The organism is Chlamydia psittaci 6BC (assembly GCF_000204255.1).
In the GTDB taxonomy this organism is placed as follows: Bacteria; Chlamydiota; Chlamydiia; order Chlamydiales; family Chlamydiaceae; genus Chlamydia; species Chlamydia psittaci.
On sequence record NC_017287.1, the window covers coordinates 130,355 to 154,561 of the forward strand.

Genomic DNA, 24,207 nt, shown 5'->3' on the forward strand with positions numbered 1-24,207 from the left:
TAACTTGCTTTCATTAAAGATAGGAATTATTCTACTTTATTGAACAGGAGGACGGTAAGGTTTTTCACTAGGGAACTCTATATACTCCTTGATTTAAGGAAAGATGACTGAGTGGTCGAAAGTACGTCCCTGCTAAGGACGCGTACCCCTAAAGGGTACCGAGGGTTCGAATCCCTCTCTTTCCGTTTTTTTCAACAGAGTTTGTAATAAAATTGACTAGTTGCTCTTTTTCTTTAAAAATTTTCTAAAATATCAAATAGGTATCCATGTAAGGTAATCTAGCAGGTAGCCATTAAGGAAAAGAACTCTCTTCTTGCCTGTAGAGTTGGCTTATCCTATAATAAGCTCTTTTAGATTATTTATAAGATTCCTTAATAAAGATCGCGTTAGCCAAAATCATGAGACAATTTTGTAACTTACTTTCTCTATCACGTGTATGGCTAGCTCTATTCTTCTACCAAGAAAAGATTCATCTACGTCTATTAATCATTTTGGGGGCCATGGCCAGTGATGTGTTAGATGGTTATCTTGCTCGTCGCTACAAAGCTACTAGTCGCTTTGGTTCCATGTTGGATCCTCTTACTGATAAATTCTTTGTGTTTGTCTGTGTAGCTATCCTTTATTGGGAAAGATCTCTTTCTCCTGAGCACCTCCTCCTTATTTTTGCTAGAGATATATTTCTTGTCTTATTTGCAATTTACCTTTCTGTTGTTGGAGGATGGAGGGGATACGATTACCGAGCTCTCTTTTTTGGGAAGATTTTCACAGTAGTTCAATTTATTATTTTACTTGGGGTCACCGCAGGTGTGCAGATTCCTGTAATCGGGCTAGCGCCACTGATTGTCCTTGGGTTTCTGTACTTTCTAGAGAGAGTAATAGATTACCGAAAACAGTGTATTCACTAGGGGTCATGGTAATTCTTTTCTTTAAGCAAGGGAAAAAGAATCTCGAAGGAACAGCTTGTGTTTTAGGTTGTGTTTAGCTACAATGGTCCTTTACATTTTGTTGTAGTCTTTTAAATATGCCTTGCCGTTTGCTCAGCAACAAGTATTATAAGAACTGTATAGGTTCAAAGTCTTTTAGGCATGATTTACCATCTGTTTACAAATCTTTATGCTCTATAATTTTGGGAAGGAGTTTATGCAGTCATCAGAGATGAAACCCTTTTCAAGACTGCGGGCGTACTTCTGCCCCATATATCGATCAGAATTTCCAAAATTTATTCCTCTTTTCTGGCTAGCCTTTTTCGTAGGATTTAATTATTGCCTCCTGAAAAGTATGAAAGATACTTTAGTGGTGGTAGGGTCTGACGCGGGTGCGGAAGTTATACCGTTCTTGAAAGTTTGGGGGATAGTGCCCGGAGCCGTTATCGTTACTATGGTTTACGGTTGGTTAAGTAATCGGTGTCCAAGAGACACCGTTTTTTATTCCTTCATAGGCACTTTTCTAGGTTTCTTTTTCTTATTTGCCGTAGTTATTTATCCGATGGGGGATGCTATACACTTGCATTCTGTTGCGGATAGATTACAAGAATTACTGCCACAAGGACTTCGTGGGTTTATTGTCATGATTCGCTATTGGAGCTATAGCCTCTACTATGTCATGTCAGAACTGTGGAGTTCGGTAATTCTTTCAACCCTCTTTTGGGGGTTAGCTAATGAAGTAACTAGTATAAAGGAAGCAGGACGGTTTTACGCATTAATTAATACGGGGTTAAATCTATCTTCCGTATTTGCCGGAGAGATTTCCTATTGGATGGGAAAACACACGTTCTTTGTTTTTCCTTTCGTAAAGGATAAGTGGCACGAGGTTATGCTAAACCTCACCATGTTAATCGTTTTAGCTGGATTAAGTATGATCTGGCTGTATAGAAAAGTTCACCTTCTCACAAAACATACCTATAATTTCTCAGCTTATTCATCTTCAGAACCTGTAACAGAAGAACTGTCGCAAGTTGAAGAGAGTGTAGCGAGTGCAAAGGCTAAGAAAAAGACGAAAGCTAAAGCGAAGAATCTTTTCCTTTACCTTATTCGTTCTCGATACTTGTTAGGTCTTGCGATTATAGTTTTATCCTACAACCTTGTTATTCACCTATTCGAAGTTGTTTGGAAAGATCAAGTTAGCCAAATCTATAGTTCCCATGTTGAATTCAATAGCTATATGAGTAGGATTACTACTTTGATAGGGATTGTCTCCGTCTTGGCGGCTATTTTCCTTACTGGACAAAGTATCCGGAAGTGGGGTTGGACAGTAGGAGCATTGACTACACCAATAGTTATGTTGGTCACAGGCGTTTTGTTCTTTGGAGCTATATTTGCTGTGAAGAGAGATGTTATGATCTTTGGTGGTCTTTTCAATACGGCGCCTATGGTGATAGCTGCGTGGATAGGTGGTATGCAAAACGTATTTTCTCGTGCCGCTAAATTCACATTCTTTGATCAAACTAAGGAAATGGCTTTTGTTCCCTTGCCTAATGATCAGAAGAACTTTGGTAAGGCTGCTATTGACGGCGTTGTATCTCGGATAGGGAAATCAGGAGGCTCGTTGATTTATCAGGGGCTTTTGATTATCTTTTCATCTGTTGCAGCAAGTCTCAATGTGATTGCTGTAGTACTTCTTTTAATTATGATTGTTTGGATAGCTGTTGTTGCTTTCATAGGAAGAGAGTACAACATTAAAGAAGCTGCTGCTGTTGCTGCGAGTTTAGATGCAGATCCCATGGTATCAGATGTGGCTATCAGTAAGACTACTGGAGAAAATTCTAATCAAGAAGAAGTAGCTACGCTATAATTTAAAGGGCGTTTACGCCCTTTTTATTCATATTTTTTTTGATCTTTAAGACTTCCCTCACATACTTTATTATATTTGTTCTATAAATTTTTGACGTTACGGGTGTTTATGAAAACGTTTTGGCATTTTGTGTCTAAGGGCTTCCTATCAATCCTAGGTTTATCTCTAGGTGTAGTTCTTGCCATCTTTGTTACTTTAATGTTGGTTGTTTCTACCGCTGGAATGAATGACGCGCAATTTGTGAATATGCCTGACGCTAAGGGAGAGGTCAAAGATATAGGCAAAGATGCCCCGATTATTGCTGTATTGGAAATGAAGGATGTTATCGCTTCTAGCAAACATACAGCAAAAATCATTCAAGATGCGATTACAACATTAGATTCCGCACCATACAAAGACAGAGTGAAGGGGATAATCATTGATATGGACTGCCCTGGAGGCGAGGTATTCGAAATTTCTCGAGTATATTCAATAATCCAGTTTTGGAAGCAGCGTACTCAATGTCCTGTTTACGTTTTTGTAAACGGTCTTTGTGCTTCCGGTGGTTATTATGTTGCTTGTGCTGCGGATAAAATTTATTCTACATCGTCTTCTTTAATAGGGTCTGTAGGAGTGCTTTCAGGACCATATTTTAATGTAAAAGAAGGTTTATCTCGTTATGGTGTGCAAAGCGATTTGCTTATAGCTGGGAAAGATAAAGCTCCTATGAATCCTTATACAGAGTGGACAGCTAAAGATCGTGAAATTCGTCAAGAAATTATAGATTATCTTTATGGTCAATTTGTTGATGTTGTGGTAACCAATCGTCCACGATTAACTAAAGATAAGCTTGTGAGTGTGTTAGGCGCCCGTTTATATTCACCCGAAAAAGCTTTAGAAGAAGGTTACATTGATGTGGCGAATGTAACTAAACAACAAGTGTTACAAGATTTAGTAGCCGATTGCAAAATTGAAAATAACTACCGTGTGATCGGTTTAGGCAGTGATGGCTGGTTGAAGAAAGTTATGTCATCAATAACGAACAGCCCTGTAATCACAGGAAAGATTCAACATGAGTTACTCCCAAGTTTAGATAATTCCATAAGTACATTTTACTACTTAGATTCGTGATTCTGATTCATAGGGCGGAGAGAATTAGTGAGAAAGATCTTTATTTTAGATGCTTCAGGATTTGTTTTTAGAGCATATTTTGCTCTCCCTGATATGAAAAATTCTTCAGGAGAAGGAACTCAGGCTGTTTTTGGCTTTATTCGTTCTATTAATAAATTAATCAAAGAATTCTCTCCTAATCATATGGTTGCTGTGTTTGATGGTCCAAACAACAAACAAAGTCGTAGAGAAATTTATGCTGATTACAAAATTCATCGGGAGAAAAAAGATGAAAATCTCTACCAACAAATCCCTATAGTTAAAGAATATTGTAATTTACTCGGGTTACGTTATTTAGAAATAGAAGACGTCGAAGCTGATGATGTTATAGCGAGTATCACAAAGCGAGCAGTTGCAGAGGGATATGAAGTTTGCCTATGTACTGCAGATAAAGATCTGCTTCAACTTGTAGGTCCGAACGTTGTTGCTTTGAATCCTTGGAAAGATAAGCCTCCTATCGATGAAAATGGTGTTGTAGATATCTATGGCGTCCCCCCGAGTAGAATAGCCGATTATCTCGCTTTGGTGGGGGATACCTCGGATAATATTCCTGGAGTATCCGGTTGTGGACCTAAAAAAGCTACAGCTCTGTTACAAAAATATCATTCTGTTGAAGGTATTTTGGAACATCTTGATGAATTGACAGGTTCCACTCATAAAATGATCTCCGAGCAAAAAGATGTATTGTTATTAAGCAAAGACCTCGCTGTATTAAATAACAATATACCTCTTCCTATGAGTATAAGTGGATTTGAGTTTCCTCTACATCAGGTGCGTCAGGAAGAAATCAATACCTTTTACATGCGTCATGGGTTTAAAACCTTAGTGCAACCAGTCGAGGAAACCTCCAACATAGACGTGGAGATAATTAATAGTAGTCAGCCATTAGTGCGTGTTTTGTCTACTTTACAGGGAAAGAGTGTCGCTTTTTCTGTGGGGTATAAGGGGAATTTTCTTCCCTCTCTTACATTAATGGGAGTCGCTTTAGCCTGCGATGAACAAGTTTATTACGTTGATATAGAACATGCTCAAGACGATGTTATCACGCCATTGAAAGATTTCTTTAAAAGAAAAGATACTGAATTTTATGGTTATAATATCAAAAGAGATCATCACGCGTTGAAAAATGCTGGTATTCACATTGATAATATCACCCTGGATTTAGCCTTGGCGGAACATTTGATCAACGGTGGAGCTAAGATTTCTTACCAAACACTTCTTGTTGATCACGGGTTAATGGAGTCTGCAGGTAAGTATGGAAAGGAATGGGGACAGTTAAGTCTCCCTATATTGAAATCTCCTGCCAAACCTGCCGAATATTTTGGAGAGTTTGTTTCTCATCTGCCTAAAATAAAAAAATCACTGTTAGAAGAATTAAAAATAAAAGGAGTCGAAGATCTATTTTTCAACATGGAAATGCCCCTAGAAAACGTCCTATTTACTATTGAAAGAAATGGGATGCCACTCGATGTGGAGGATCTTCAAGAGCTTGAGAGAACTTTGTCAGAGGAATTAGCTATTCTTACTGATGATATCTACACATTAGCTGGAGCTTCTTTTAATATTAAATCTCCTAAGCAGTTGTCGGATGTTTTATATAATAAATTGGGCCTGACGCCTATAGATAAAGCCCGGTCTACTAAGGCAGAAGTTTTGGAAGCCTTATTAGGAGAACACGAAATTGTTGAAAAAATTTTAGCATTTAGAGCTATTGAGAAGTTACTCTCTACCTATGTTAAAGCTTTACCTAGGCAAATAGATCCTCATACTTCTAGGATACACCCAACATTTAATCAGATGGGAACAGTAACAGGTAGATTAGCTTGTCAGGATCCAAATTTACAGAATATTCCTATACGCTCTGAGCGAGGTAGATTGTTAAGAAAAGCGTTCCGTGATACGCGTCAGAATAATTATTTTTTATCTGCAGATTATTCTCAAATTGAGTTAAGATTCCTGGCGCATTTGAGTCAAGATGAGTCGTTGAAGTTAGCGTTCGAGTCGCGGGAAGATGTGCACACATTTACAGCTTCTCAGGTATTTCATGTGCCTTTAGAAGAAGTCACCAAGCAACAGCGCATGCAAGCAAAAACTGTAAATTTTGGTATTATCTATGGGCAACAAGCTTATGGACTTTCTAAGATTCTAAAAATCAGTGTTTCTGAAGCTCAGAAGTTAATAGATGCATACTTTGATCGTTATCCTGCAGTAGCTCGTTTTATTGATGAAACGATAAGTCAAGCTTGTGAAAATTTGCGTGTAAAGACGTTGCTGGGACGAGAAAGAATAATTGATAATTGGACAGAGTTTTCTAACTCTCGTGCTGCTTCTGGTCGTCTTGCCGTTAACACCCGCATCCAAGGTAGCGCAGCTGAATTGATAAAATTAGCTATGCTACAGCTTGCTGATGCGCTGGAAAAACGCAAATTAAGAAGCCGTATGCTGTTACAAATACATGATGAATTGATCTTTGAAGTCCCTGAGGAAGAAAAAGAAGAAGTGCAAACTTTAGTGCGAGATATAATGGAATCTGCAATGATTTTATCTGTCCCATTAGTTGTGAATATCTTAATTGGAAAAAATTGGGCAGAATGTTAGAATTGCTAAAAGTTTCTATTACAGGGGATCTCTCTTCGGGAAAGACTGAGGCGTGTAGGGTTTTTCAAGAGTTGGGAGCCTATGTAATTAGTGCTGATAAAGTTTCGCATAGTTTCCTTGTTCCTCACTCGCATATAGGTCGTCGCGTTATAGATCTCCTGGGGCCAGAAGTTGTTATTGACAATACATTTGATAGAAAAGTCATAGCAGACAAAGTTTTTGGTAATTTAGATCTGCTGCAAGCTTTAGAAGCTATTTTACATCCTGAAGTTTGTCGAATTATTGAAGAGCAGTATTGTCAAGTCGCTAAAGAGCGAAAGTACCCTCTGTTCATTGCTGAGGTGCCTTTGTTGTACGAAATACATTATGCGAGATGGTTTGATCGTGTAATTCTAATTACAGCTGATGAGAATATTCGTAGGGAAAGGTTTACCAAAAAAACTAATTGTTCTGATTTAAATTTTTATCAGAGATGTGCACGGTTTTCTTCTCATGAGGAAAAAATGATGCACGCCGATATTATTATAGAAAATAACGGCACTAAAGAAGAGTTACGTCATAAAGTTGAAGAATATTTTTACGCTTTAAAGGGAGCATTATGAAAGAAGAACGTTCTTCAGAAGTCTTGCCAAAGGTCAAAGAGAATAGAAAACATGCGTGTCCTGGGTTGCAAGAGAAGTCTTTTGCGGGAGAATGTGCAGTAGTTGCGGATGTAGTGAATGAAAATCAACCTGTAACTATTACAAAAATTGCCAAATTGCAAAGGATGGGAATTGAAGAGCTTAATGTATTGGCTCGTCAATATGGAGTGAAGAACATCGGGTCTCTCACTAAATCTCAAGTGGTATTTGAGATCGTTAAAGCAAAGTCTGAACGTTCAGATGAGCTTTTAATCGGGGAAGGGGTTTTGGAAGTTCTTCCTGATGGGTTTGGCTTTTTAAGATCACCTACTTATAACTATCTCCCTTCTGCTGAAGATATTTATGTTTCCCCAGCTCAGATTCGCAGATTTGATTTAAAGAAGGGAGACACAATTATAGGCACCATACGTTCTCCAAAAGAGAAGGAAAAGTATTTTGCCTTATTAAAGGTAGATAAGATTAATGGATCTACCCCAGACAAAGCTAAGGAACGAGTTTTATTCGAAAACTTGACCCCTCTATACCCCAATGAAAGAATTGTTATGGAAATGGGGAAGGAGCACCTCGCTGAACGGGTGTTAGATCTTACGGCGCCCATAGGGAAAGGGCAACGGGGACTTATTGTAGCTCCTCCACGTTCTGGAAAGACAGTAATTTTACAGAGCATAGCGCACGCTATTGCAGTAAATAATCCTGATATTGTTCTCATTGTTTTGTTAATTGACGAGCGCCCAGAAGAAGTTACCGATATGATTCGACAGGTGCGTGGTGAAGTTGTTGCTTCTACGTTTGATGAGCAGCCTGAAAGACATATTCAAGTTGCAGAAATGGTTATAGAAAAGGCTCGACGTCTAGTTGAACACGGAAAGGATGTAGTGATTCTCCTCGATTCTATTACACGTTTAGCGCGAGCTTACAATACCGTGCAACCACATTCTGGGAAGATCTTAACAGGAGGCGTAGACGCGAGTGCTCTACATAAACCTAAGAGATTTTTCGGAGCAGCAAGAAATATCGAAGGTGGCGGATCGTTAACCATTTTAGCTACAGCGTTGATAGATACTGGTTCTAGAATGGATGAAGTCATTTTCGAGGAGTTCAAAGGTACAGGAAATATGGAACTGGTACTAGATCGTCGCCTTTCTGATCGAAGAACTTACCCTGCTATTGATCTTATTAAGAGTGGTACAAGAAAAGAAGAATTACTCTATCACCCTAGTGAATTAGAAAAAGTTTACCTTTTCCGACAGGCAATTGCTGATCTTACTGCTATTGACGCTATGCATCTGTTGTTAGGTAGATTAAAAAAGACAAATAGTAACGCAGAGTTTTTACTTTCTCTAAAAGAATAGGCTGAAAGGTCACGCCGTCTCTATATTTTTAGAACCACCTACATGTTAGGTGAGAATCCTGAAGCCTACAGTCTTAGCTATAAGACTGTAGATCTTATTCTCCACATGCCCCTGCTCGAATCACATTGATGATTTGGCAGATCCTAAGGTGATTGATCTTTATCAATTAAATAGTTTCATGGTCTTTGTTCGTATCAAAGAGAATTGCTCTATTGGTGTGATCGGCAATAAAGTACGAACTGCGAAATAGTTTTTTAGATGAGACTTATTTGCCAATGAGAATATCAGGAAAAACTAGCAGGGGAGTCTCTTCCCCAGTGAGATATTTTTCTTGTAATACTCTTCCTAGAATTTCCTGAGCTTGTTGGTAATATGTATGGAGTTTTGCAACTGGTAGAGAAGCTTGCGCAGGACTATAGATTCCTAAGTATTCTTTTCTTTGAAAGATAGCCACAGTTAAGGGATACTCATGAATTTTCTCTAGTCTCTTAGATAGGGGAATACCAAAAAATAAACGAATAAGCATATCTTTGTGCTTATAATGAGAGTTTTTGTATTTTGTCAAAAAAACGAGAGGATACTGGGTAATGATGAGCTTTGAAGAAAAGCAACTTCGTGATCATGCTGTGATTAACCTATATCGTATAGGAGCAATACAATTCGGTGACTTCAATCTATCCGATGGTCAAAAAACTCCGATTTATGTCGATATGCGTCTAGTTATTTCTTGTCCCAGTGTTTTACAAACTATAGCTTCTTTGATTTGGCGCCTACGCCCTTCTTTTAATAGTAGCTTATTATGTGGTGTCCCTTACACTGCTCTTGCTTTAGCTACTTGCATATCTCTGAAATACAATATCTCTATGGTATTGAGGAGGAAAGAACTAAAACATCCGAACCAAACAGATAGAATAAAAGTTGAAGGACTGTTTTCTCCTGGACAAACATGCTTAGTAATTAACGATGTTGTCGCTTCAGGTCAGTCAATTTTAGAAACTGCTAAGGCCTTAGAAGATGAAGGTTTAAATATTCGAGAATCTTTGGTTTTTCTAGATCGACAGGTCGGGGGAGCTGATGCCTTAAAAGATGCAGGGATAAAATTACGATCAGTATTTACTCTTGGAGAATTAGTCCGGTCTTTACTTGACAAATGCGAATTGAAAGAAGCGGACGCAGCCATAGCTTCTGCACTTTTAGAAAGTTTATAATATTATGCGTTTTTATTCTGTTAAATAACAAAAGCTTGGTTTTGTTATTAATTTAATATAATTATATTCTAGTTAGTTTGTGTAGTCTTTTTATTTGATTCTAATTTAAAATTAGAATTACAGAAGGCAGGGCAAATGATAGAAAATGATTTTCAGGGCTATCCCTCAAGTTATCAAGTTTCTCATTTTTATCGAGATAAGGTTGGTGTTATTGTTTTATGTGGTGGAGAAGGAAGAAGACTATCTCCTCTCACATGTTGGCGTTGTAAACCAACTGTATCTTTTGGGGGCAGGTATAAATTAATCGATGTGCCTATTTCACACGCTATAGCTTCGGGATTTTCTAAGATTTTTGTGATAGGTCAGTATCTTACCTATACTTTACAACAGCACCTCATGAAGACCTATTTTTACCACGGTGTACTTCAAGATCAGATACATCTCCTTGCTCCTGAGGTCCGAGATGGGAGTCAAGTGTGGTATAAGGGGACTGCAGATGCTATCCGTCAAAATCTTCTCTATCTGGAAGATACAGAGATAGAGTATTTTCTAGTCTTGTCCGGAGATCAACTATACAATATGGATTTCCGTAGGATAGTAGATTACGCTTTGTATGCACAGTCAGACATGGTAATCGTTGCTCAGCCAATACAAGAAAAAGATGCCTCGAGAATGGGGGTTTTACAAATAGATAAAGATGGAAATCTTTTAGATTTCTATGAAAAACCTCAGGAAGAAGAGATCCTAAAGCGTTTCCGTCTCTCGCCAACAGATTGTCGTAGACATAAGCTAGATCCTCAACACGGCAATTTTTTAGGGAATATGGGCATCTACCTTTTTCGAAGAGAAAGTCTGTTCCAACTACTCCTAGAAGAGCAAGGTGATGACTTTGGTAAGCATCTTATTCAAGCACAAATAAAACGAGGAACTGTAAAAACCTTTCTTTATGATGGGTATTGGACGGATATCGGTACCATCGAATCTTATTACGAAGCAAATATCGCTTTAACTCAAAGGCCAAAACCTCAAGTTCGTGGATTGAACTGTTACGACGATAGAGGAATGATCTATAGTAAAAATCATCACCTCCCTGGGACTATAGTTTCTGATTCTATGATTTCGAATTCTTTGCTTTGTGAAGGTGCAGTTATCGATTCTAGTAAGGTATCTCATAGTGTTGTGGGAATTCGTGGCGTGATAGGAAAAAATTCTGTTATCGACCATTCTGTTGTTATGGGGAATGACCGCTATGGGAACACGTTGCAGACTCCTTTAGGTATAGGCGATAATTGTGAGATTTATAAAACAATTATTGATGAGAACTGTAGGATCGGCAACGGAGTGAAATTGACGAATATTAAAGGATATAAAGATTATGATTCTCCAGATGGGAAGCTAGTTGTTAGGGACGGTATTATTATCATTCCTCGGGGAACGAGAATTCCTAATAATTATATCTTTTGATGGAAGATCTTTATAATTAGTAAACGACTTCCCCTATTTTTCTCTATCGAGATTTTAGCACGATATCCAGTAGAATATCCCCCTTATATTGATAGTGCACGGATTGCCTTGATTTATGCAGATATATGCTATAGCGGATTTACATTTGGCTATCGGAGTCCCAGAAAAGACCATGGAAGTTTTTGGTCAGCCTTGGGTTTCCTATCACGAAAAAATCCGTGAAAGATGGCAAAAGACAGTCGCACCCGAGGACATAGTTTTGCTTCCGGGAGACATTTCTTGGGCAATGCATCTTGAAGAAGCGAAAGAAGACTTCTCCTTTCTAGGATCTCTTCCAGGAACTAAGTACATGATTCGTGGGAATCATGATTATTGGAGTTCTGCATCAGGAACTAAAATAGCGCAAGCACTTCCTGAAAATTTATACTATCTAGCTCAAGGTTTTTCCATCATACAACCGAACATGGCTGTTGTAGGTGTAAGACTTTGGGATAGCCCCACTATAAGAATAGCTTCACAATGTTTCCAATCTCCACTTCCTGAACAAGCTCGGGAATATAGCGAGAAAGACGAGAAAATTTTCTTAAGAGAACTGGGAAGATTGCAAAGAGCTTTAGACGCTGTCCCTAAGGATATCGAGCAAATTATTGTTATGACACATTATCCACCCATCAGTAGTGATGGATCTGCAGGACCTGTCTCACAGATGCTAGAAGCTGATGGAAGAGTTTCTCATTGTCTGTTTGGTCATATGCATAAAGTACGTACCCCCTTAGAGGGATTTGGAAACATTCGTACTATAGAATATAAACTCGTGGCTGCTGATTATATAGATTTTATTCCTCAGGTTATAATTTGAAAATTCTTGCTGGTAAATACAAAGGAAAGTCTTTAAAAACTTTCTCTAATCCTTCAGTGCGTCCTACTTGTGGCGTGGTAAAAGAAGCCGTGTTTAACATTTGTTCTGCCTATGTTGAGGACGCTATATTTCTCGACCTTTTTGCTGGAGTCGGATCTGTCGGGTTTGAAGCCTTAAGTCGCGGGGCTTCTTCGGTAACTTTTGTAGATTCTTCTGCACAATCTGTCCGATTAATTCGCGCAAATAGCCAACTTTTGAATCCTAATTTGCCGATTACAATTATAAAACAAGAGGCAAGATCAGCAATTCAACGGTTAGCCAAAAAGCACATGTCTTTTGACCTCATTTACATAGATCCTCCCTATAATCTTGAAGATAGCTATATTGCTGCAGTATTGCGCGATATTGTTGTAGGTGGGATTTTAGATAAACACGGGTACGTATTTTTAGAAAATGCTTCTGTGGAACCTATTCTTGTTGAAGGCCTAACGCTAAAACGTAGTAGGAAACTGGGGGGAACATATTTATCAGAATATTTTCTCGAAGATAGTTCTAATTAGCATTATGAAAAATTTCTCTATAAAATGCTTAACATTAAACAGCTAGTATGTTTTCTGTTTTGATAAACAGATTTTTTAGCCTTTAAGCCGTTCTTTCGAAAAGTTTTATTCAAAATTTATCTTGGAGAGCATGCTGGATAAAATTTCTTGTGTAGAATATGATGCGAAAAATAAGTCTGGAATCCGAGGCGTGAGTTAGCGTGAAAATCAAGAATTCCTTAAAACTGTATTTCCTAGCTCTTGTGTGTTTCCTTCCTTTGGTTTTCTTAGGTTGTTCTAGAGAAAAGAAAGAATTATTAGTAGGAAGAGATACTACTTGGTTCCCCAAACAATTTGGAATTTACACAGCAAATATCAACGCTTTCTTGAATGATCTTGTATCCGAGATCAATTACCGTGAGAACCTGAATATTAATGTTATAAATCAAGATTGGATTCATCTTTTTGAAAATCTTGATGACGAAAAGACTGCCGGAGCTTTCACATCGATACTACCGACAGCAGAGATGCTGGATCATTATCAGTTTTCTGAACCGATACTGCTAACAGGTCCGGTACTTGTTGTTGCTGAAGGATCTCCCTACAAATCTATCCAGGACTTGCGTGGTAAACTTATTGGGGTATATAAATTTGATGCCTCTATACTTGTCGGCCAAGATATCCCTGATGCAGTTTTGACACCTTATCAACACGTCCCCATAGCTTTAGAAGCTTTATCTTCCGGATGTTATGATGCTTTGCTAGCTCCTATTATAGAAGTTACAGCATTGATAGACACTGCATATAAAGGACGCTTAAAAATTATTTCCCAGCCTTTGAATCAAGACGGCCTAAGATTAGTAGTTCTTCGTGGTGAGAAGAATAACTTGTTGGAAGGTTTCAATATGGGATTAGTAAAAAGCATTCGGTCAGGCAAGTACCAAACCATCAAACAGCAATACCGTCTTCCTTAGGACATCACGACTTTATTAAGCTGTTTTTCTCTACATGCCGAGTACTTTGAATAATTGTTGCTAATGATTGGACCCATTGAGGAGATTGGTAAATCGCAGGGATCCGTAGAGCTTGGTATTTTCTATCTATAAGAATGGAAATGTATTCTTTTTCTATTTCGTACAGAGTTTCTATATGATCTGATGTAAATCCAAAAGGCACAATAAGAACGTGTTTTTTATTCGTCTTGAGTGTTTTGCATACCTCTTTTGTTGATGGTGTTAACCACTTGCCAGGACCGAATTTAGATTGATAACACAGAACGGTTTCTATATCGGGTAATCTTTCAGAAATGGCTGCGAAGGATTTCTCACATTGTACGTTGTACGGGTCACCTTGATTCACATATCTCATAGGAAGCCCATGGGCAGAAAATAATAGACAGCAGTCATTAGTAGGAATGTCGTGAGATTGTAAAAATTCCAGAATATGATCAATCATACACGAAATAAACTGAGGGTGACTCCCAAAATGCGCTACCCAAGAGATATTCAGTGAAGGTAGATGCTTGTGGATAAATCGCACAATACTTCCTGTAACAGCATACGTGAAATGTGGAAATAAAGGAACGCCAACAACAGGACGATCCCCTAGAGTTTTTAACTGTTGTATTGTCTGTTGATGGGTGTCTGGTAAATAGCGGTGAAAGGTAATTACAGGAGCGTCTAAATGTGAAGATAGAGTTTTGGCAAGAGCCTCTGTATCTTCATATATGGGAGAAAATCCACCGATACAATTGTATTGAGGGAGAACCTTAGGTGTACGTTTTTTAGCAATAAAGGAAAATAATCGTTTGTGAATGAAGGAAGGAAGGAATCCTCCGGTAACATCACGATCAGTAAGTAATGAAGTTAAAAAAACTTCAATATCGTTAGAATGACGCGGACCGCCAAAATTTGCGAGTAGATAAGTTGAAACCATAACAAGCTTTATTATTTAATAATATTGGAGCTATTGCATTAAAACAATTAGTTGCATACTTTCCCATAAAATTAAGATGAGTTTGTAAAATACATGAAGTTAAATAATGCTCTCCCAACTCTAGAAGCTTTATGTAAAAAAACACACCAAAAATTACGCCAATATCTTATTCGACACAGCTTATTGTTATTTGGATGTTTATTATTAATGGGTGTGGAGTTGGGAGTCTTCCTCTATTTTTTTCTGTTTTCTGGGAAAACTATTGTTCCAGCATTTTGCTTGGCGTGTTTTTTTCTTACCTTATTTGTCTGTCTTGTTGTTCGTTTGTACATACTGTCCGGGAAACCAGATTTTTTTGAAAATCTAGCAACTGACTATTTAAGAAATGCTCAGACTTTATTTAAGGGGAAGCATAACATTGTTGAAGAGCAAACACATTTAGCTTCCTCAGCAACCAAACTCGCTATAGATTTACAAAATCAAGAGTACACACTCTTATCTAGTGTGCTAAGTTTTCTTCCTAAGCATGACTTCATGAGAAAATTCAGCTGTTTTTGTTTTTGGAAAGACTACTTTTTGTTCAGAGAATGCTTATTACAAAAATCCATAGAGGCCTACATTAAAGTCGTACAATCTATTCCTGTAGATTTAGGAGCTCATGTATCCTTAGCAGATGCTTATGTGGCTCTCTCTGGATTGTACGCAGATCCTAGAAAATATCCCGAATTTGATGTGAGTTACTGGGTTCCTCCGGGAAGATATGGAGAAGATGTTCAGGAAAAATTTTTTGCAACGGCTCAGCGTGCTATAGAAGAATTTAAAATTTTAAATGAGTATGCCCCAGGAAATGCCTGGGTCCACACCCAATTAGCTTATAGTTATCATGACTTGCAAATGCCCTTGGAAGAGATTCAAGAATATGAGATGATTCTCAAGCTAAAACCTGCAGACGTAGAGACGATGACTAAGCTCGGGATCCTTTATTTTCAACAGGGGATGAACGCAAAAGGCCTACGTATATATGAGGAATTAAAGAAAAGAGATTACAAGAAGTCAAGAAAACTAATCAAATTCTATGGTATAGAATATAATAGTTATTGATTTTTGTTCTTGTTATTTATAATAGTTCTACTTGTTTATAGAGCATCTTATTTATGAAAAGTATTGATGTAAGTAATAATACAATGATACGCAGTGGTCTTTGTGATAGGATGAGTGTCTCTTGGCGGGCACGCTTTTCTGTTCGCACACGTTATGAAATAGCCAGTGCTGTGGCTATTTTTGGTCTGATATTGGCATTATGCGGATCCGGAGCTGTTTATCTTGCCTTCACCTCCTGTGCAATTTCTGAGCTATTTATTCAAGGATGTGTATCATTAGGATTGATGCCCATTCCTGTGGCGATACTTTCTTTACTTTTAGGTATGCTGATACTTCTTTACGGTATCTACCTATTGCCACAACAAAAAGAAGAATAGAGATACTCTTTTTGCTTAAATCCTGTGAAAGCTATTTGATTATGTTCCACTTGCTGTAAAATAGAGTACACTTACAATCAACCTAACTTAAAATAAAGAGAATACCATGAAAAAATTCATGTTGGCCCTACTTTTACTCACTTCTTGTGCGACATCACGCGTATTGAGTTTTGAAGTATCTATGGATAAAATTGCTTGTGCAGACGAAGAAGAGGGCGGTTGTACAGGTGGTTCTTGCTCTAGAGTCGAGTGTTGGGAAGAATAGAAAGTCTTTCTGAGATTACACTCTGCACGTGTTTAGAGTAAAACACAGCCATAAGGATCTTCTTAGCTAAATGTCACTTGCTAAGAAGATCCTTTTTTATTGCCACAAATATAGACTCATCTATCCATGTCACTCAGACTTCTCATCACATCCCCTGGAGATTGTGAAGATGCGCTATGATTTTTGAGTTTATGAATTTTCAGATCCGATAGGCATAGGCTTCCAAAGATGGAAAACAATAAAAACGTTTCGAGGCATATAGGGATAAAAATAGACCTCAAAGGGGGAAGAAGGATACCTAAATACACAGCAAACTTTTCAAGATAACGAAACATCTATTTTCTACTGCTGCAGTGAGAAGCCTAGAGTTTTTTAATTTGTTCGTTATACGTCTTCTTCGTAAAATACTTAGCGATTTTTATATCACACTTGCTCTCCTCCCGCTGTTTTTAGTTGCTCTAGATAGGGTGAGGAGATGTTTTTTCTGGCATATATAACAAGGAAAAGAGAAATGAAAAAATTAATCTTCAGTCTTTTGTTGGCCTCTGGATGTACTTGCGGGACCACGATTTTCTCTGATGAGATGCAAATTAATGAGAACGCTCCTTCCACAACGGAATCTGTAGAACAAGAGATTGTCTATGTGAATGGTCATGGGTACTACAGACATAAACCGCTTCCTTATAGTGGATAACGAGATTTTATTTACGGTTGCACAAACACCTTGGGAACAGTCCCTGAAAGCTGTTCTTAAGAATAAATAAATCCTAAAAGTAGTAAAATCTTATGGTTGCATTTATAAGATAATGTGAGATTTATTTATTTGTACAATAGTGAGAAGTACATAAATTAACATCGAAGCGTTAAGGTTTTTTAATTGCGCATTATTCTTGTTTTTTCATAGAATCTCTAGAAACCTTTATGCCAGTGTCGATTTTCCCCATATTTTTAGTTTTTCTAGATATGGTGAGGGGATATTTTTTTCTGGCATATACAACAAGGAGAATAAAAATGAAAAAATTAATCTTAGCGCTTCTTTTAGCTTCTTCATGTGCTTGTGGAACTGCTACTTTCGCTGATGAAAACGATGAAGTAAAAGTAAGCGAGAGTGGTCAAGATACTGATTCTGAAAACAAAGAAGGTGAGACCACTACCGAGCATCATCATTAAGAGTTCTACTTGTGTTGATGAAACAGGGGGGCCCCCCTGTTTCTTGCTGTAAACATCATTTCAAACGACTTCGCCTAAAGTCTCTTTCACTTGCTCATATTCAATTTAAGATAACTTAATCCGTTCTTGAGCGTTCCGTTTCCGTTTGATAAGTACCAAATTGCCTGGTGTAGATTTGCAAGACTGTTTTTTACAGGTTTGTAGCCCTTGATAGGGATCTCGACCCTATTTTAGCTATACGACTCTTCTACTGCTATTAGGTCATGAAAAATAGAATAAATTCACATCCGTGATCTGTTTTATTTTAAATTTTTTAAAAGAGGAATAGGACCTCATAGTCTATTTCAGATCCGGTTTCCCTATGTATTAAATTATTGCATTAATAAAGAAGATTATTTAAAACCTTTTCAAAAAGATCGTTCATTTTGTTTAAGATCAGATAAAGTAATATGCTTAGGTTTTTTATTTGATTCATGTTTAATATCACGTAAAACCTAATTGGGAATGTATTTTAAACTTTGAAGAAGGAAAGATAAAAAGTCAGTAAACGGTAACGTATTTTGTCCCTAATGTGTATTGCACCACACTTTTTCCTCATCCTGATGGCAATGTGATGCATAGATTATAAGAAAAATTTTACTAGATTTTTGCGGTTAGACAGTATCCAAGGCAACAAAGTAGAATGTGTCTAGAAACAGAAAGAGTTTTTATAAGTAAGTCTAGGGTACTTTTACGTTTTTAAAGAAAGTAAATAATTTTTTTGTTGTTTTGATAGAACTTTGTTATCTCAAAAATTTTAGCTGATTTTGTTGGAGTTTGCTATAATAGCCAGGTGATAGAGTCTTGAAAAGCTTAAAGGCTGAAAGACGTGTTTTTCAGGAACTGTCAGAGTGCTGTAGTCTTTGGCAGAGGATCTGTTTTATATGAATAAACGGTGTGTAATAGACAAAATTTTAAAGTGTGTAGTCGTTGCCTCTTTGGTTTTGTTATACTGGTCGTCTGATTTGCTTGAAAAAGACATCAAGTTAATCAAAATGAATGTTCGAGATGTACAAGAAGACATCCAAGAATTACTAAGCATCGTGAAGCAAAATAATGCTGCGCGATCTCTACATCCATCATGTTCTTCTTCCTTATCAGCAACTACGTGTTCTGCTTCTGTAGAAGTTGGAGATCCTCGTTATCCTAATCTACTTTCCCCAGACCCTTACATGGAAAAAACTTTAACGGAACTTATCGGAAACGATTTTGTTCCTAAAGGTGTTTTACGTACCGCTCATGTGGGAAAACCAGATAATTTGAGCCCTTTTAACGGTTATGATTATGTCGTAAAATTGTATGACTTATGCGTCCCTGGGTTGGCAAATTCTCATGTGGGGAAGCACGAAAAATTTGCCCCCGCTCTGGCTTTAAAAATAGAAGAACGCATTGCTTCAGACGACTCTGGAGATCATGAATTTCATATTTATTTACGTCCCAATGTATTTTGGGCCCCTATTGATCCTTTGCGTTTCCCTAAACACGTACAGTTGGCTGATCATTTTATGCAGCCACATCCTGTCACGGCTTATGATTTCAAATTCTATTATGATGCTGTGATGAATCCTTATATCGCAGAGATGCGCGCCGTAGCTTTGCGTTCATACTTTGAAGATATCGTCTCTTTCAAAGTAGAAAATGATTTAAAATTTATAGTGCGCTGGAAAGCTCATACTCTTGTAAATGAAGAGGGCAATGAGGAGAAGAAAGTACTCTACTCAGCTTTCTTTAATACTTTGTGTCTAAAACCTCTTCCACGTTTCGTTTATCAGTATTTTGCTAATGGAGAGAAGATCATTAAAAATGACTCTGATCCTGATGCCTATCGTAAAGATTCGGTGTGGGCTCAAAACTTCTCCTCACACTGGTCTATGAACTATATTGTGAGCTGTGGCGCATTTTATTTTTCTGGAATGGATGATGAAAAACTGACCTTCACGAGAAATCCCAACCACTATAACCCTAAAGAAGCTCTAATTGAGAAGCGTTGTGTTTATATTAAAGATAACTCAGACTCATTATTTCAGGACTTCAAATCGGGGAAACTAGACTTGGCTTATTTACCACCAAATCACGTGGATAATCTTGCGAGTTTTATGAAAACCCCAGCCTATAAAAATCAAGTTTCCAAAGGTGAAGCGATTCGTGAGATGGTTTACCCAGACCGCTCTTACGCGTACATTGGTTGGAATTGTTACTCATTATTTTTTGAGAACCGTCAAGTGCGACGCGCTATGAATATGCTCATAGATCGTAACAGGATTATAGAAGAGTGTTTAGACGGTCGTGCTCATATCATTAGTGGGCCTTTTTCACCTTTTTCTCCTGCCTATAATCAAAAGATCGAAGGTTGGCATTATTCTCCAGAAGAGGCTGCGCGTATTTTAGAAGAAGAGGGCTGGATAGATGCTGACGGCGATGGTATCCGAGAAAAAGTTATAGATGGGGTTGTGATTCCTTTTCGTTTCCGTCTTTGTTACTATGTCAAAAGTATAACCGGCCGTACTATTGCAGAATACGTAGCTACTGTTTGTAAAGAGATAGGTATTGAGTGTAGTTTATTAGGATTAGATACCGCTGACCTATCCCAAGCATTTGAAGAAAAGAATTTCGATGCCTTGCTTACAGGCTGGTGTCTTGGATCTCCTCCAGAAGATCCTCGAGCTCTTTGGCATTCTGAGGGTGCAATGGAAAAAGGCTCGGCCAATGTCGTTGGTTTCCATAACCCCGAAGCTGATAAAATTATAGATCAACTTAGCTATGAATATGACGCCAGTAAACGTATGGATCTATACCATCGTTTTCACGAAGTTATTCATGAAGAATCTCCTTATGCATTCCTATTCTCTCGTACTTTTTCTTTGCTCTATAAAGATTACGTGAAAAACGTCTTTGTCCCTAAACATAGAACAGATTTAATCCCTGACGCTCAAGACGAAATGGTTAATCTTCATACGGTTTGGTTAGACAGGAAGGAGGAAGAGTGCTTAAGTATATCTTAAAACGTCTGATATTGATTCCTCTGACGCTTTTTGCAATTATTTCAATTAATTTTATAATATTGAATGCAGCTCCAGGAGATGTTATCGAAGATCAGTCTGTGGATTCCTTTGGAGATGCAGGGAAGTCTGATAAGATTCGTACATACAAAGGCCCTGATCGCTATTTGCAGTTTCGCGAGCATTATGGCTTGACTCTACCCATTTTCTTTAATACACGTCCTGCCATTTCACACGCTCAGGTAAAGAGCGGGATAGAAAAAATCGTCGATAGCGTCACAAATAAGCAATCTATTTCTAAATTAAAGATTTACTGGGGTGATCGAGCAAAATTTATTCTGCCCGCATTATTATTTGAAGCTAACGACAATACAAAAACATCTGTCTATCGTCATGTTGCCGCAGACTTATTTATTCGTGGAGCTATCCGTCAGGGAATAGTTGGACCAGGCTTATCGCCAGAACAATACGCTTATAATGAAAGAGTTTCCAAAAGCAATGCCTCGCTTGTTAAGCTTCTTTCTGAAGAAGATATTGGGATTAAGGTAGATTGTTTAAAGGAATGGTTCCGTAAGGAAGGAGGTTTGGATGCCTTTCCTTATAAGCGCTTTTCTTGGAAGACCTTTTTTTTAGAAACACGTTTTTCTCGCTATATGTCGCGTGTTTTACGTTTGGATTTTGGAACCTTACGTAATGATCCACATAAAACGGTAGTTTCTGAAGTGGTTAAACGTTTACGTTCTTCGTTAACGTTGTCAGTTTTTCCTATGATCCTGGTGTTTATCTTATGTCAAGTATTCGGAATGATTATGGCGTTAAATAGAAACCGTTGGATTGATCATACGCTGAATTTTATCTTCCTGTTTCTATTCTCTGTTCCTGTCTTTGTGTCTGTTCCTTGGATTATTGATAATTTCGTTATTAATAAGACCATACCATTTACCTCGATTCCTATGCCATACAGTGGCTTACAATCCCCTCCGGAAATTTTCAATCAGTTGAGTTCTTTGGGTAAGATTTTAGATACTTTAGCTCATAGCTTTCTTCCTTTTTGTGCTGTAAGTTATGGGGCATTTGCTTCTCAGTCACGGTTAAGTAGGTCGGTCTTTTTAGAAATCCTAGGGGAAGACTATATTTGTGCAGCACGAGCGCGTGGTGTGTCTCGTTATGATATTCTTGTGAAGCACGTAGGGAAGAATGCAGCTTCTTCCTTGATTACTTCATTGGCTTCATCTTTAGGAGCTATATTAGGAGGGGCTTTAGTTGTAGAAACTCTGTTTGATATCGATGGGTTTGGGAAATTTTTCTATCAGGCCATTTTAAATCGTGATCATAATGTCGTATTGTTTTCTGTCCTTGTTGGATCCGCTCTATCTCTATTAGGTTATTTAATAGGAGATATTTGCTACGTGCTATTAGATCCAAGGGTGCAGCTAGGAGGTAAGAGGGTTTAGAAAATGGAATCCCCGACTTCTTTTTATCGCAGATTCTTTCAGGCATACCATAAGAACTTCCTTGCCTCACTGTCATGGAAGTTTGTTATCGCATTAGCACTTGTAGGTGTATATGCACCTCTATTTGCGAGTAGTAAACCTATTTTAGTTAAATGGGAAGGATCTCTGTTTTTCCCTTTATTTAGATATTTATGGTTCCCAGGTTTTTATACTAAGGGCATAGATCTTTTTTTTAATGTTTTGATGGCAACTCTGCCATTGTTCTTTATAGCATGCAAGCTCTTTAAGGGAAGAACACGCAGGGCTATTATTGGAATTTTAACTATTACTCAAGTACTAGGATTTATCTTTGTATATCAGGGGAATATTCAAGACCCCGCTGGGGACACGAATCTTAAAAAATTACGGGCAGAGAAAATCTTTTCACAGCTTGCTAATAGCAGAACAGAAAATATCGTTTTACTTCCTAAAGATGTGCGTACTTGGGAATTAGAAAAGACCTACATGAGTAAGTACGAGCAGTTGGGGATTTTGATAAAGTCCAAATACCGTAAATTACAGCACGAGAAATTACAGCGGTATTGTGTGGCGTATGAGGGGTACAAAGGTTCACAAATGCCAACGCTGTACTACTCACAGATGAGAAACGAGCAGGTATGTTTGGAGCGTTTACAACAAAGACTACAAAAGTTGCATGCTTCTTATGAATCTGCATTACAAACTTGGTATAAGGCCATAGATGAGTACCGTCCTTTTCTTATGGCGCTCACTCGAGTTGAGCATGATTTGAACCTTGCTTTGTATAATAAAGATCATAATGAGAGATTACGTTTAGAGTATTCTTCAATAGAAGAAGAAGCAGAACCTTTCCGTAAGCATCTGTTAAGTACACGTCGAGTTCTTGAGGAATATAATAAAATTCATAGCGCGATTAACTTTATTCAAGATAAACGTACGTGGATTAATGAAGAATCTGAAAAACTCCGTATTCTTATCAGCCCATTGCTGAGTTCATTTCATTGGGAAGATGATGCGGGAGGCTCTCATGAGATGAATAAGCATGTACGTTGGTGGCAGCTCACACGAATAAATCGCAAAGATCTTGTAGCCTCTTTAATTTTCGGGATTCGTATTGCTTTGGTTGTTGGAGGGGTCTCTGTGGCCATTGCTTTATTTATTGGTACGGTTATAGGTTTAGTTTCTGGGTATTTTGGCGGAACTACGGATATGGTTCTTTCTAGATTTACTGAGATTTGGGAAACCATGCCTATGTTGTTTATTTTGATGTTAGTTGTTTCTATAACTCAGCAAAAATCCTTATTTTTAGATACGATCTTGTTTGGATGTTTCGGTTGGACAGGATTTAGCAGGTACATCAGAATAGAAACCTTAAAACAACGCAATATGCCCTATGTGTTAGCGGCTACAAATATGTGTTACAGTCACTATCACATTATGGTACATCAGATACTTCCTAATGCGATTGTCCCTATCATTTCCCTAGTGCCATTTTTTATGATGGCGGTGATTAGCTGCGAAACAGGGTTGACATTTTTAGGTCTCGGAGAGGAATGCTCCGCGTCTTGGGGGAATCTTATGAAAGAAGGAGTTACAGCTTTTCCTTCGGAAAGCCGTATTCTTTGGCCTCCTGCCATTATGCTTACCGCTTTGCTTATTGCTATAGCATTGATAGGCGATGGTATTCGAGACGCTCTAGATCCTAAATTACAAGATTAGCTTATAGATCCTTCAAAATTGAGAAGGATATCTTGGATCTGTTCTCCTGCGCAGTAATGGCGTTCGCCATGACTTCCGATCACTCTGTGGCAGGGGAAAAACAAAAGGAAAGGATTCTGCTTACACGCTGCTCCTACTGTACGAGGATGAGTGTCTGTTGCTTTAGCAATATCTCCATAGGTGCGCGTTTGCCCGAAAGGAATCGTAGCAATACAGTTGAGTATCACTTCTTGTTGTTTCTTTAGAATGGATGTATTGATGTAAGAAGAACGTGGTATGTTGATTTTCTGAGAGTATTTCGCACATAGTAAAACTATTTCCTCCATAGCTTTATGAGAGCCAGGACCTAAAAATAAACAAGAAAATACTGGAGATACCGATAACTGAGTTTTTACTACAGCATTGTTTTGGAAATGAACGATGACTTGTAGAGGAGGATATTTTGCTATCTGCAAGCCTTGAGAACAGGCTTGCGATAGAGAGAATTTAGAATCGTCAGAAACTAAGTAAAGATTCTCGGACATGGAAAA

At 38.0% G+C, this 24,207-nt stretch carries 22 protein-coding genes and 1 tRNA gene; 20 read left to right on the forward strand and 3 right to left on the reverse strand.

The features are described 5' to 3' along the window. Positions 1-97 precede the first annotated feature (97 nt). The 7 genes from G5O_RS05795 (at position 98) to rho (ending at position 8,530) form a co-directional block, all read left to right on the forward strand. Positions 98-185, forward strand: a tRNA-Ser gene (locus G5O_RS05795). A 213-nt stretch (positions 186-398) separates the two neighbouring features. After that, a complete protein-coding gene (locus tag G5O_RS05800) occupies positions 399-905 on the forward strand; it encodes a CDP-alcohol phosphatidyltransferase family protein (protein WP_006342800.1) in 507 nt (168 codons plus the stop codon). Positions 906-1,140: 235 nt separating this feature from the next. Next, complete coding sequence (gene npt2 / locus G5O_RS05805; protein ID WP_006342801.1) at positions 1,141-2,790, forward strand: NTP/H+ exchange transporter Npt2; 1,650 nt, start codon at positions 1,141-1,143, stop codon at positions 2,788-2,790. A gap of 108 nt (positions 2,791-2,898) precedes the next feature. Beyond that, positions 2,899-3,900: a S49 family peptidase gene (locus G5O_RS05810; RefSeq protein ID WP_006342802.1), complete on the forward strand. Its 1,002-nt coding sequence runs from the start codon at positions 2,899-2,901 to the stop codon at positions 3,898-3,900. 27 nt (positions 3,901-3,927) lie between these two features. Beyond that, positions 3,928-6,537 (forward strand): DNA polymerase I, encoded by a 2,610-nt coding sequence (polA, locus tag G5O_RS05815; protein WP_006342803.1) that lies wholly within the window; start codon positions 3,928-3,930, stop codon positions 6,535-6,537. Beyond that, a complete protein-coding gene (coaE, locus tag G5O_RS05820; protein WP_006342804.1) occupies positions 6,531-7,139 on the forward strand; it encodes a dephospho-CoA kinase in 609 nt (202 codons plus the stop codon). Before polA ends, coaE begins: the two co-directional genes overlap by 7 nt. After that, positions 7,136-8,530 carry a transcription termination factor Rho gene (gene rho / locus G5O_RS05825; protein WP_006342805.1) on the forward strand — a complete coding sequence of 465 codons (1,395 nt, stop codon included), beginning with the start codon at positions 7,136-7,138 and terminating at the stop codon, positions 8,528-8,530. Before coaE ends, rho begins: the two co-directional genes overlap by 4 nt. 265 nt (positions 8,531-8,795) lie before the next feature. Here rho and G5O_RS05830 read toward each other — a convergent pair whose 3' ends face one another. After that, complete coding sequence (locus tag G5O_RS05830; protein ID WP_006342807.1) at positions 8,796-9,056, reverse strand: hypothetical protein; 261 nt, start codon at positions 9,054-9,056, stop codon at positions 8,796-8,798. Positions 9,057-9,117: 61 nt separating this feature from the next. Here G5O_RS05830 and G5O_RS05835 point away from each other — a divergent pair, with 61 nt between their 5' ends. The 5 genes from G5O_RS05835 to G5O_RS05855 all read left to right on the forward strand — a co-directional run bounded on the left by G5O_RS05835 (position 9,118) and on the right by G5O_RS05855 (position 13,574). Continuing rightward, positions 9,118-9,738, forward strand: coding sequence for an orotate phosphoribosyltransferase (locus G5O_RS05835; protein WP_013747321.1), 621 nt, complete (start codon positions 9,118-9,120; stop codon positions 9,736-9,738). A 135-nt stretch (positions 9,739-9,873) separates the two neighbouring features. Beyond that, on the forward strand, positions 9,874-11,202 hold the full coding sequence (glgC, locus tag G5O_RS05840; protein ID WP_006342809.1) for a glucose-1-phosphate adenylyltransferase: 1,329 nt from the start codon (positions 9,874-9,876) through the stop codon (positions 11,200-11,202). Positions 11,203-11,317: 115 nt separating this feature from the next. Then, on the forward strand, positions 11,318-12,061 hold the full coding sequence (locus G5O_RS05845) for a metallophosphoesterase (protein ID WP_006342810.1): 744 nt from the start codon (positions 11,318-11,320) through the stop codon (positions 12,059-12,061). Then, entirely contained in the window at positions 12,058-12,621 is a 564-nt protein-coding gene (gene rsmD / locus G5O_RS05850) for a 16S rRNA (guanine(966)-N(2))-methyltransferase RsmD (protein ID WP_006342811.1), read from the forward strand. The genes G5O_RS05845 and rsmD overlap by 4 nt, the downstream gene beginning before the upstream one ends. Positions 12,622-12,821: 200 nt before the next feature. Beyond that, positions 12,822-13,574, forward strand: coding sequence for a transporter substrate-binding domain-containing protein (locus G5O_RS05855; protein ID WP_006342812.1), 753 nt, complete (start codon positions 12,822-12,824; stop codon positions 13,572-13,574). A 4-nt stretch (positions 13,575-13,578) separates the two neighbouring features. Here the strand turns inward: G5O_RS05855 and hemH are convergent, their stop codons facing one another. Next, positions 13,579-14,535 (reverse strand): ferrochelatase, encoded by a 957-nt coding sequence (gene hemH / locus G5O_RS05860; RefSeq protein ID WP_006342813.1) that lies wholly within the window; start codon positions 14,533-14,535, stop codon positions 13,579-13,581. Positions 14,536-14,628: 93 nt separating this feature from the next. Between hemH and G5O_RS05865 the strand changes: the two genes are divergently transcribed. From G5O_RS05865 to G5O_RS05900, 8 genes are all read left to right on the forward strand, one after another. After that, on the forward strand, positions 14,629-15,636 hold the full coding sequence (locus G5O_RS05865) for a tetratricopeptide repeat protein (RefSeq protein ID WP_006342814.1): 1,008 nt from the start codon (positions 14,629-14,631) through the stop codon (positions 15,634-15,636). Positions 15,637-15,689: 53 nt separating this feature from the next. Beyond that, a complete protein-coding gene (locus tag G5O_RS05870) occupies positions 15,690-16,013 on the forward strand; it encodes a hypothetical protein (protein WP_006342815.1) in 324 nt (107 codons plus the stop codon). A 106-nt stretch (positions 16,014-16,119) separates the two neighbouring features. Beyond that, a complete protein-coding gene (locus G5O_RS10425) occupies positions 16,120-16,278 on the forward strand; it encodes a hypothetical protein (protein WP_006342816.1) in 159 nt (52 codons plus the stop codon). A gap of 511 nt (positions 16,279-16,789) precedes the next feature. Further along, on the forward strand, positions 16,790-16,972 hold the full coding sequence (locus G5O_RS05880; RefSeq protein ID WP_014943322.1) for a hypothetical protein: 183 nt from the start codon (positions 16,790-16,792) through the stop codon (positions 16,970-16,972). Between the two features lie 317 nt (positions 16,973-17,289). After that, the gene (locus G5O_RS10430; RefSeq protein WP_006342819.1) at positions 17,290-17,448 is read left to right on the forward strand and encodes a hypothetical protein; all 159 of its coding nucleotides are present in this window, start codon (positions 17,290-17,292) and stop codon (positions 17,446-17,448) included. Between the two features lie 923 nt (positions 17,449-18,371). Then, positions 18,372-20,489 carry an ABC transporter substrate-binding protein gene (locus G5O_RS05890; RefSeq protein WP_006342820.1) on the forward strand — a complete coding sequence of 706 codons (2,118 nt, stop codon included), beginning with the start codon at positions 18,372-18,374 and terminating at the stop codon, positions 20,487-20,489. Next, positions 20,471-21,940 (forward strand): ABC transporter permease, encoded by a 1,470-nt coding sequence (locus tag G5O_RS05895; protein WP_006342821.1) that lies wholly within the window; start codon positions 20,471-20,473, stop codon positions 21,938-21,940. Before G5O_RS05890 ends, G5O_RS05895 begins: the two co-directional genes overlap by 19 nt. A gap of 3 nt (positions 21,941-21,943) precedes the next feature. Beyond that, positions 21,944-23,677, forward strand: coding sequence for an ABC transporter permease (locus tag G5O_RS05900; protein WP_006342822.1), 1,734 nt, complete (start codon positions 21,944-21,946; stop codon positions 23,675-23,677). On the opposite strand, the gene G5O_RS05905 is transcribed toward G5O_RS05900, so the two are convergent. Then, positions 23,674-24,201, reverse strand: coding sequence for an MGMT family protein (locus G5O_RS05905; protein WP_006342823.1), 528 nt, complete (start codon positions 24,199-24,201; stop codon positions 23,674-23,676). The two genes, G5O_RS05900 and G5O_RS05905, sit on opposite strands and share 4 nt — an antisense overlap. Positions 24,202-24,207 lie beyond the last annotated feature (6 nt).

Excerpts from the sequence above, each read along its gene's own strand:
- G5O_RS05800 (WP_006342800.1), top strand. The coding sequence starts at position 399 with ATGAGACAATTTTGTAACTTACTTTCTCTATCACGTGTATGGCTAGCT.
- npt2 (WP_006342801.1), top strand. The coding sequence starts at position 1,141 with ATGCAGTCATCAGAGATGAAACCCTTTTCAAGACTGCGGGCGTACTTC.
- G5O_RS05810 (WP_006342802.1), top strand. The coding sequence starts at position 2,899 with ATGAAAACGTTTTGGCATTTTGTGTCTAAGGGCTTCCTATCAATCCTA.
- coaE (WP_006342804.1), top strand. The coding sequence starts at position 6,531 with ATGTTAGAATTGCTAAAAGTTTCTATTACAGGGGATCTCTCTTCGGGA.
- rho (WP_006342805.1), top strand. The coding sequence starts at position 7,136 with ATGAAAGAAGAACGTTCTTCAGAAGTCTTGCCAAAGGTCAAAGAGAAT.
- G5O_RS05830 (WP_006342807.1), bottom strand. The coding sequence starts at position 9,056 with ATGCTTATTCGTTTATTTTTTGGTATTCCCCTATCTAAGAGACTAGAG.
- G5O_RS05835 (WP_013747321.1), top strand. The coding sequence starts at position 9,118 with ATGATGAGCTTTGAAGAAAAGCAACTTCGTGATCATGCTGTGATTAAC.
- glgC (WP_006342809.1), top strand. The coding sequence starts at position 9,874 with ATGATAGAAAATGATTTTCAGGGCTATCCCTCAAGTTATCAAGTTTCT.
- G5O_RS05845 (WP_006342810.1), top strand. The coding sequence starts at position 11,318 with ATGCAGATATATGCTATAGCGGATTTACATTTGGCTATCGGAGTCCCA.
- hemH (WP_006342813.1), bottom strand. The coding sequence starts at position 14,535 with ATGGTTTCAACTTATCTACTCGCAAATTTTGGCGGTCCGCGTCATTCT.
- G5O_RS05865 (WP_006342814.1), top strand. The coding sequence starts at position 14,629 with ATGAAGTTAAATAATGCTCTCCCAACTCTAGAAGCTTTATGTAAAAAA.
- G5O_RS05870 (WP_006342815.1), top strand. The coding sequence starts at position 15,690 with ATGAAAAGTATTGATGTAAGTAATAATACAATGATACGCAGTGGTCTT.
- G5O_RS10425 (WP_006342816.1), top strand. The coding sequence starts at position 16,120 with ATGAAAAAATTCATGTTGGCCCTACTTTTACTCACTTCTTGTGCGACA.
- G5O_RS05880 (WP_014943322.1), top strand. The coding sequence starts at position 16,790 with ATGAAAAAATTAATCTTCAGTCTTTTGTTGGCCTCTGGATGTACTTGC.
- G5O_RS10430 (WP_006342819.1), top strand. The coding sequence starts at position 17,290 with ATGAAAAAATTAATCTTAGCGCTTCTTTTAGCTTCTTCATGTGCTTGT.
- G5O_RS05890 (WP_006342820.1), top strand. The coding sequence starts at position 18,372 with ATGAATAAACGGTGTGTAATAGACAAAATTTTAAAGTGTGTAGTCGTT.
- G5O_RS05900 (WP_006342822.1), top strand. The coding sequence starts at position 21,944 with ATGGAATCCCCGACTTCTTTTTATCGCAGATTCTTTCAGGCATACCAT.
- G5O_RS05905 (WP_006342823.1), bottom strand. The coding sequence starts at position 24,201 with ATGTCCGAGAATCTTTACTTAGTTTCTGACGATTCTAAATTCTCTCTA.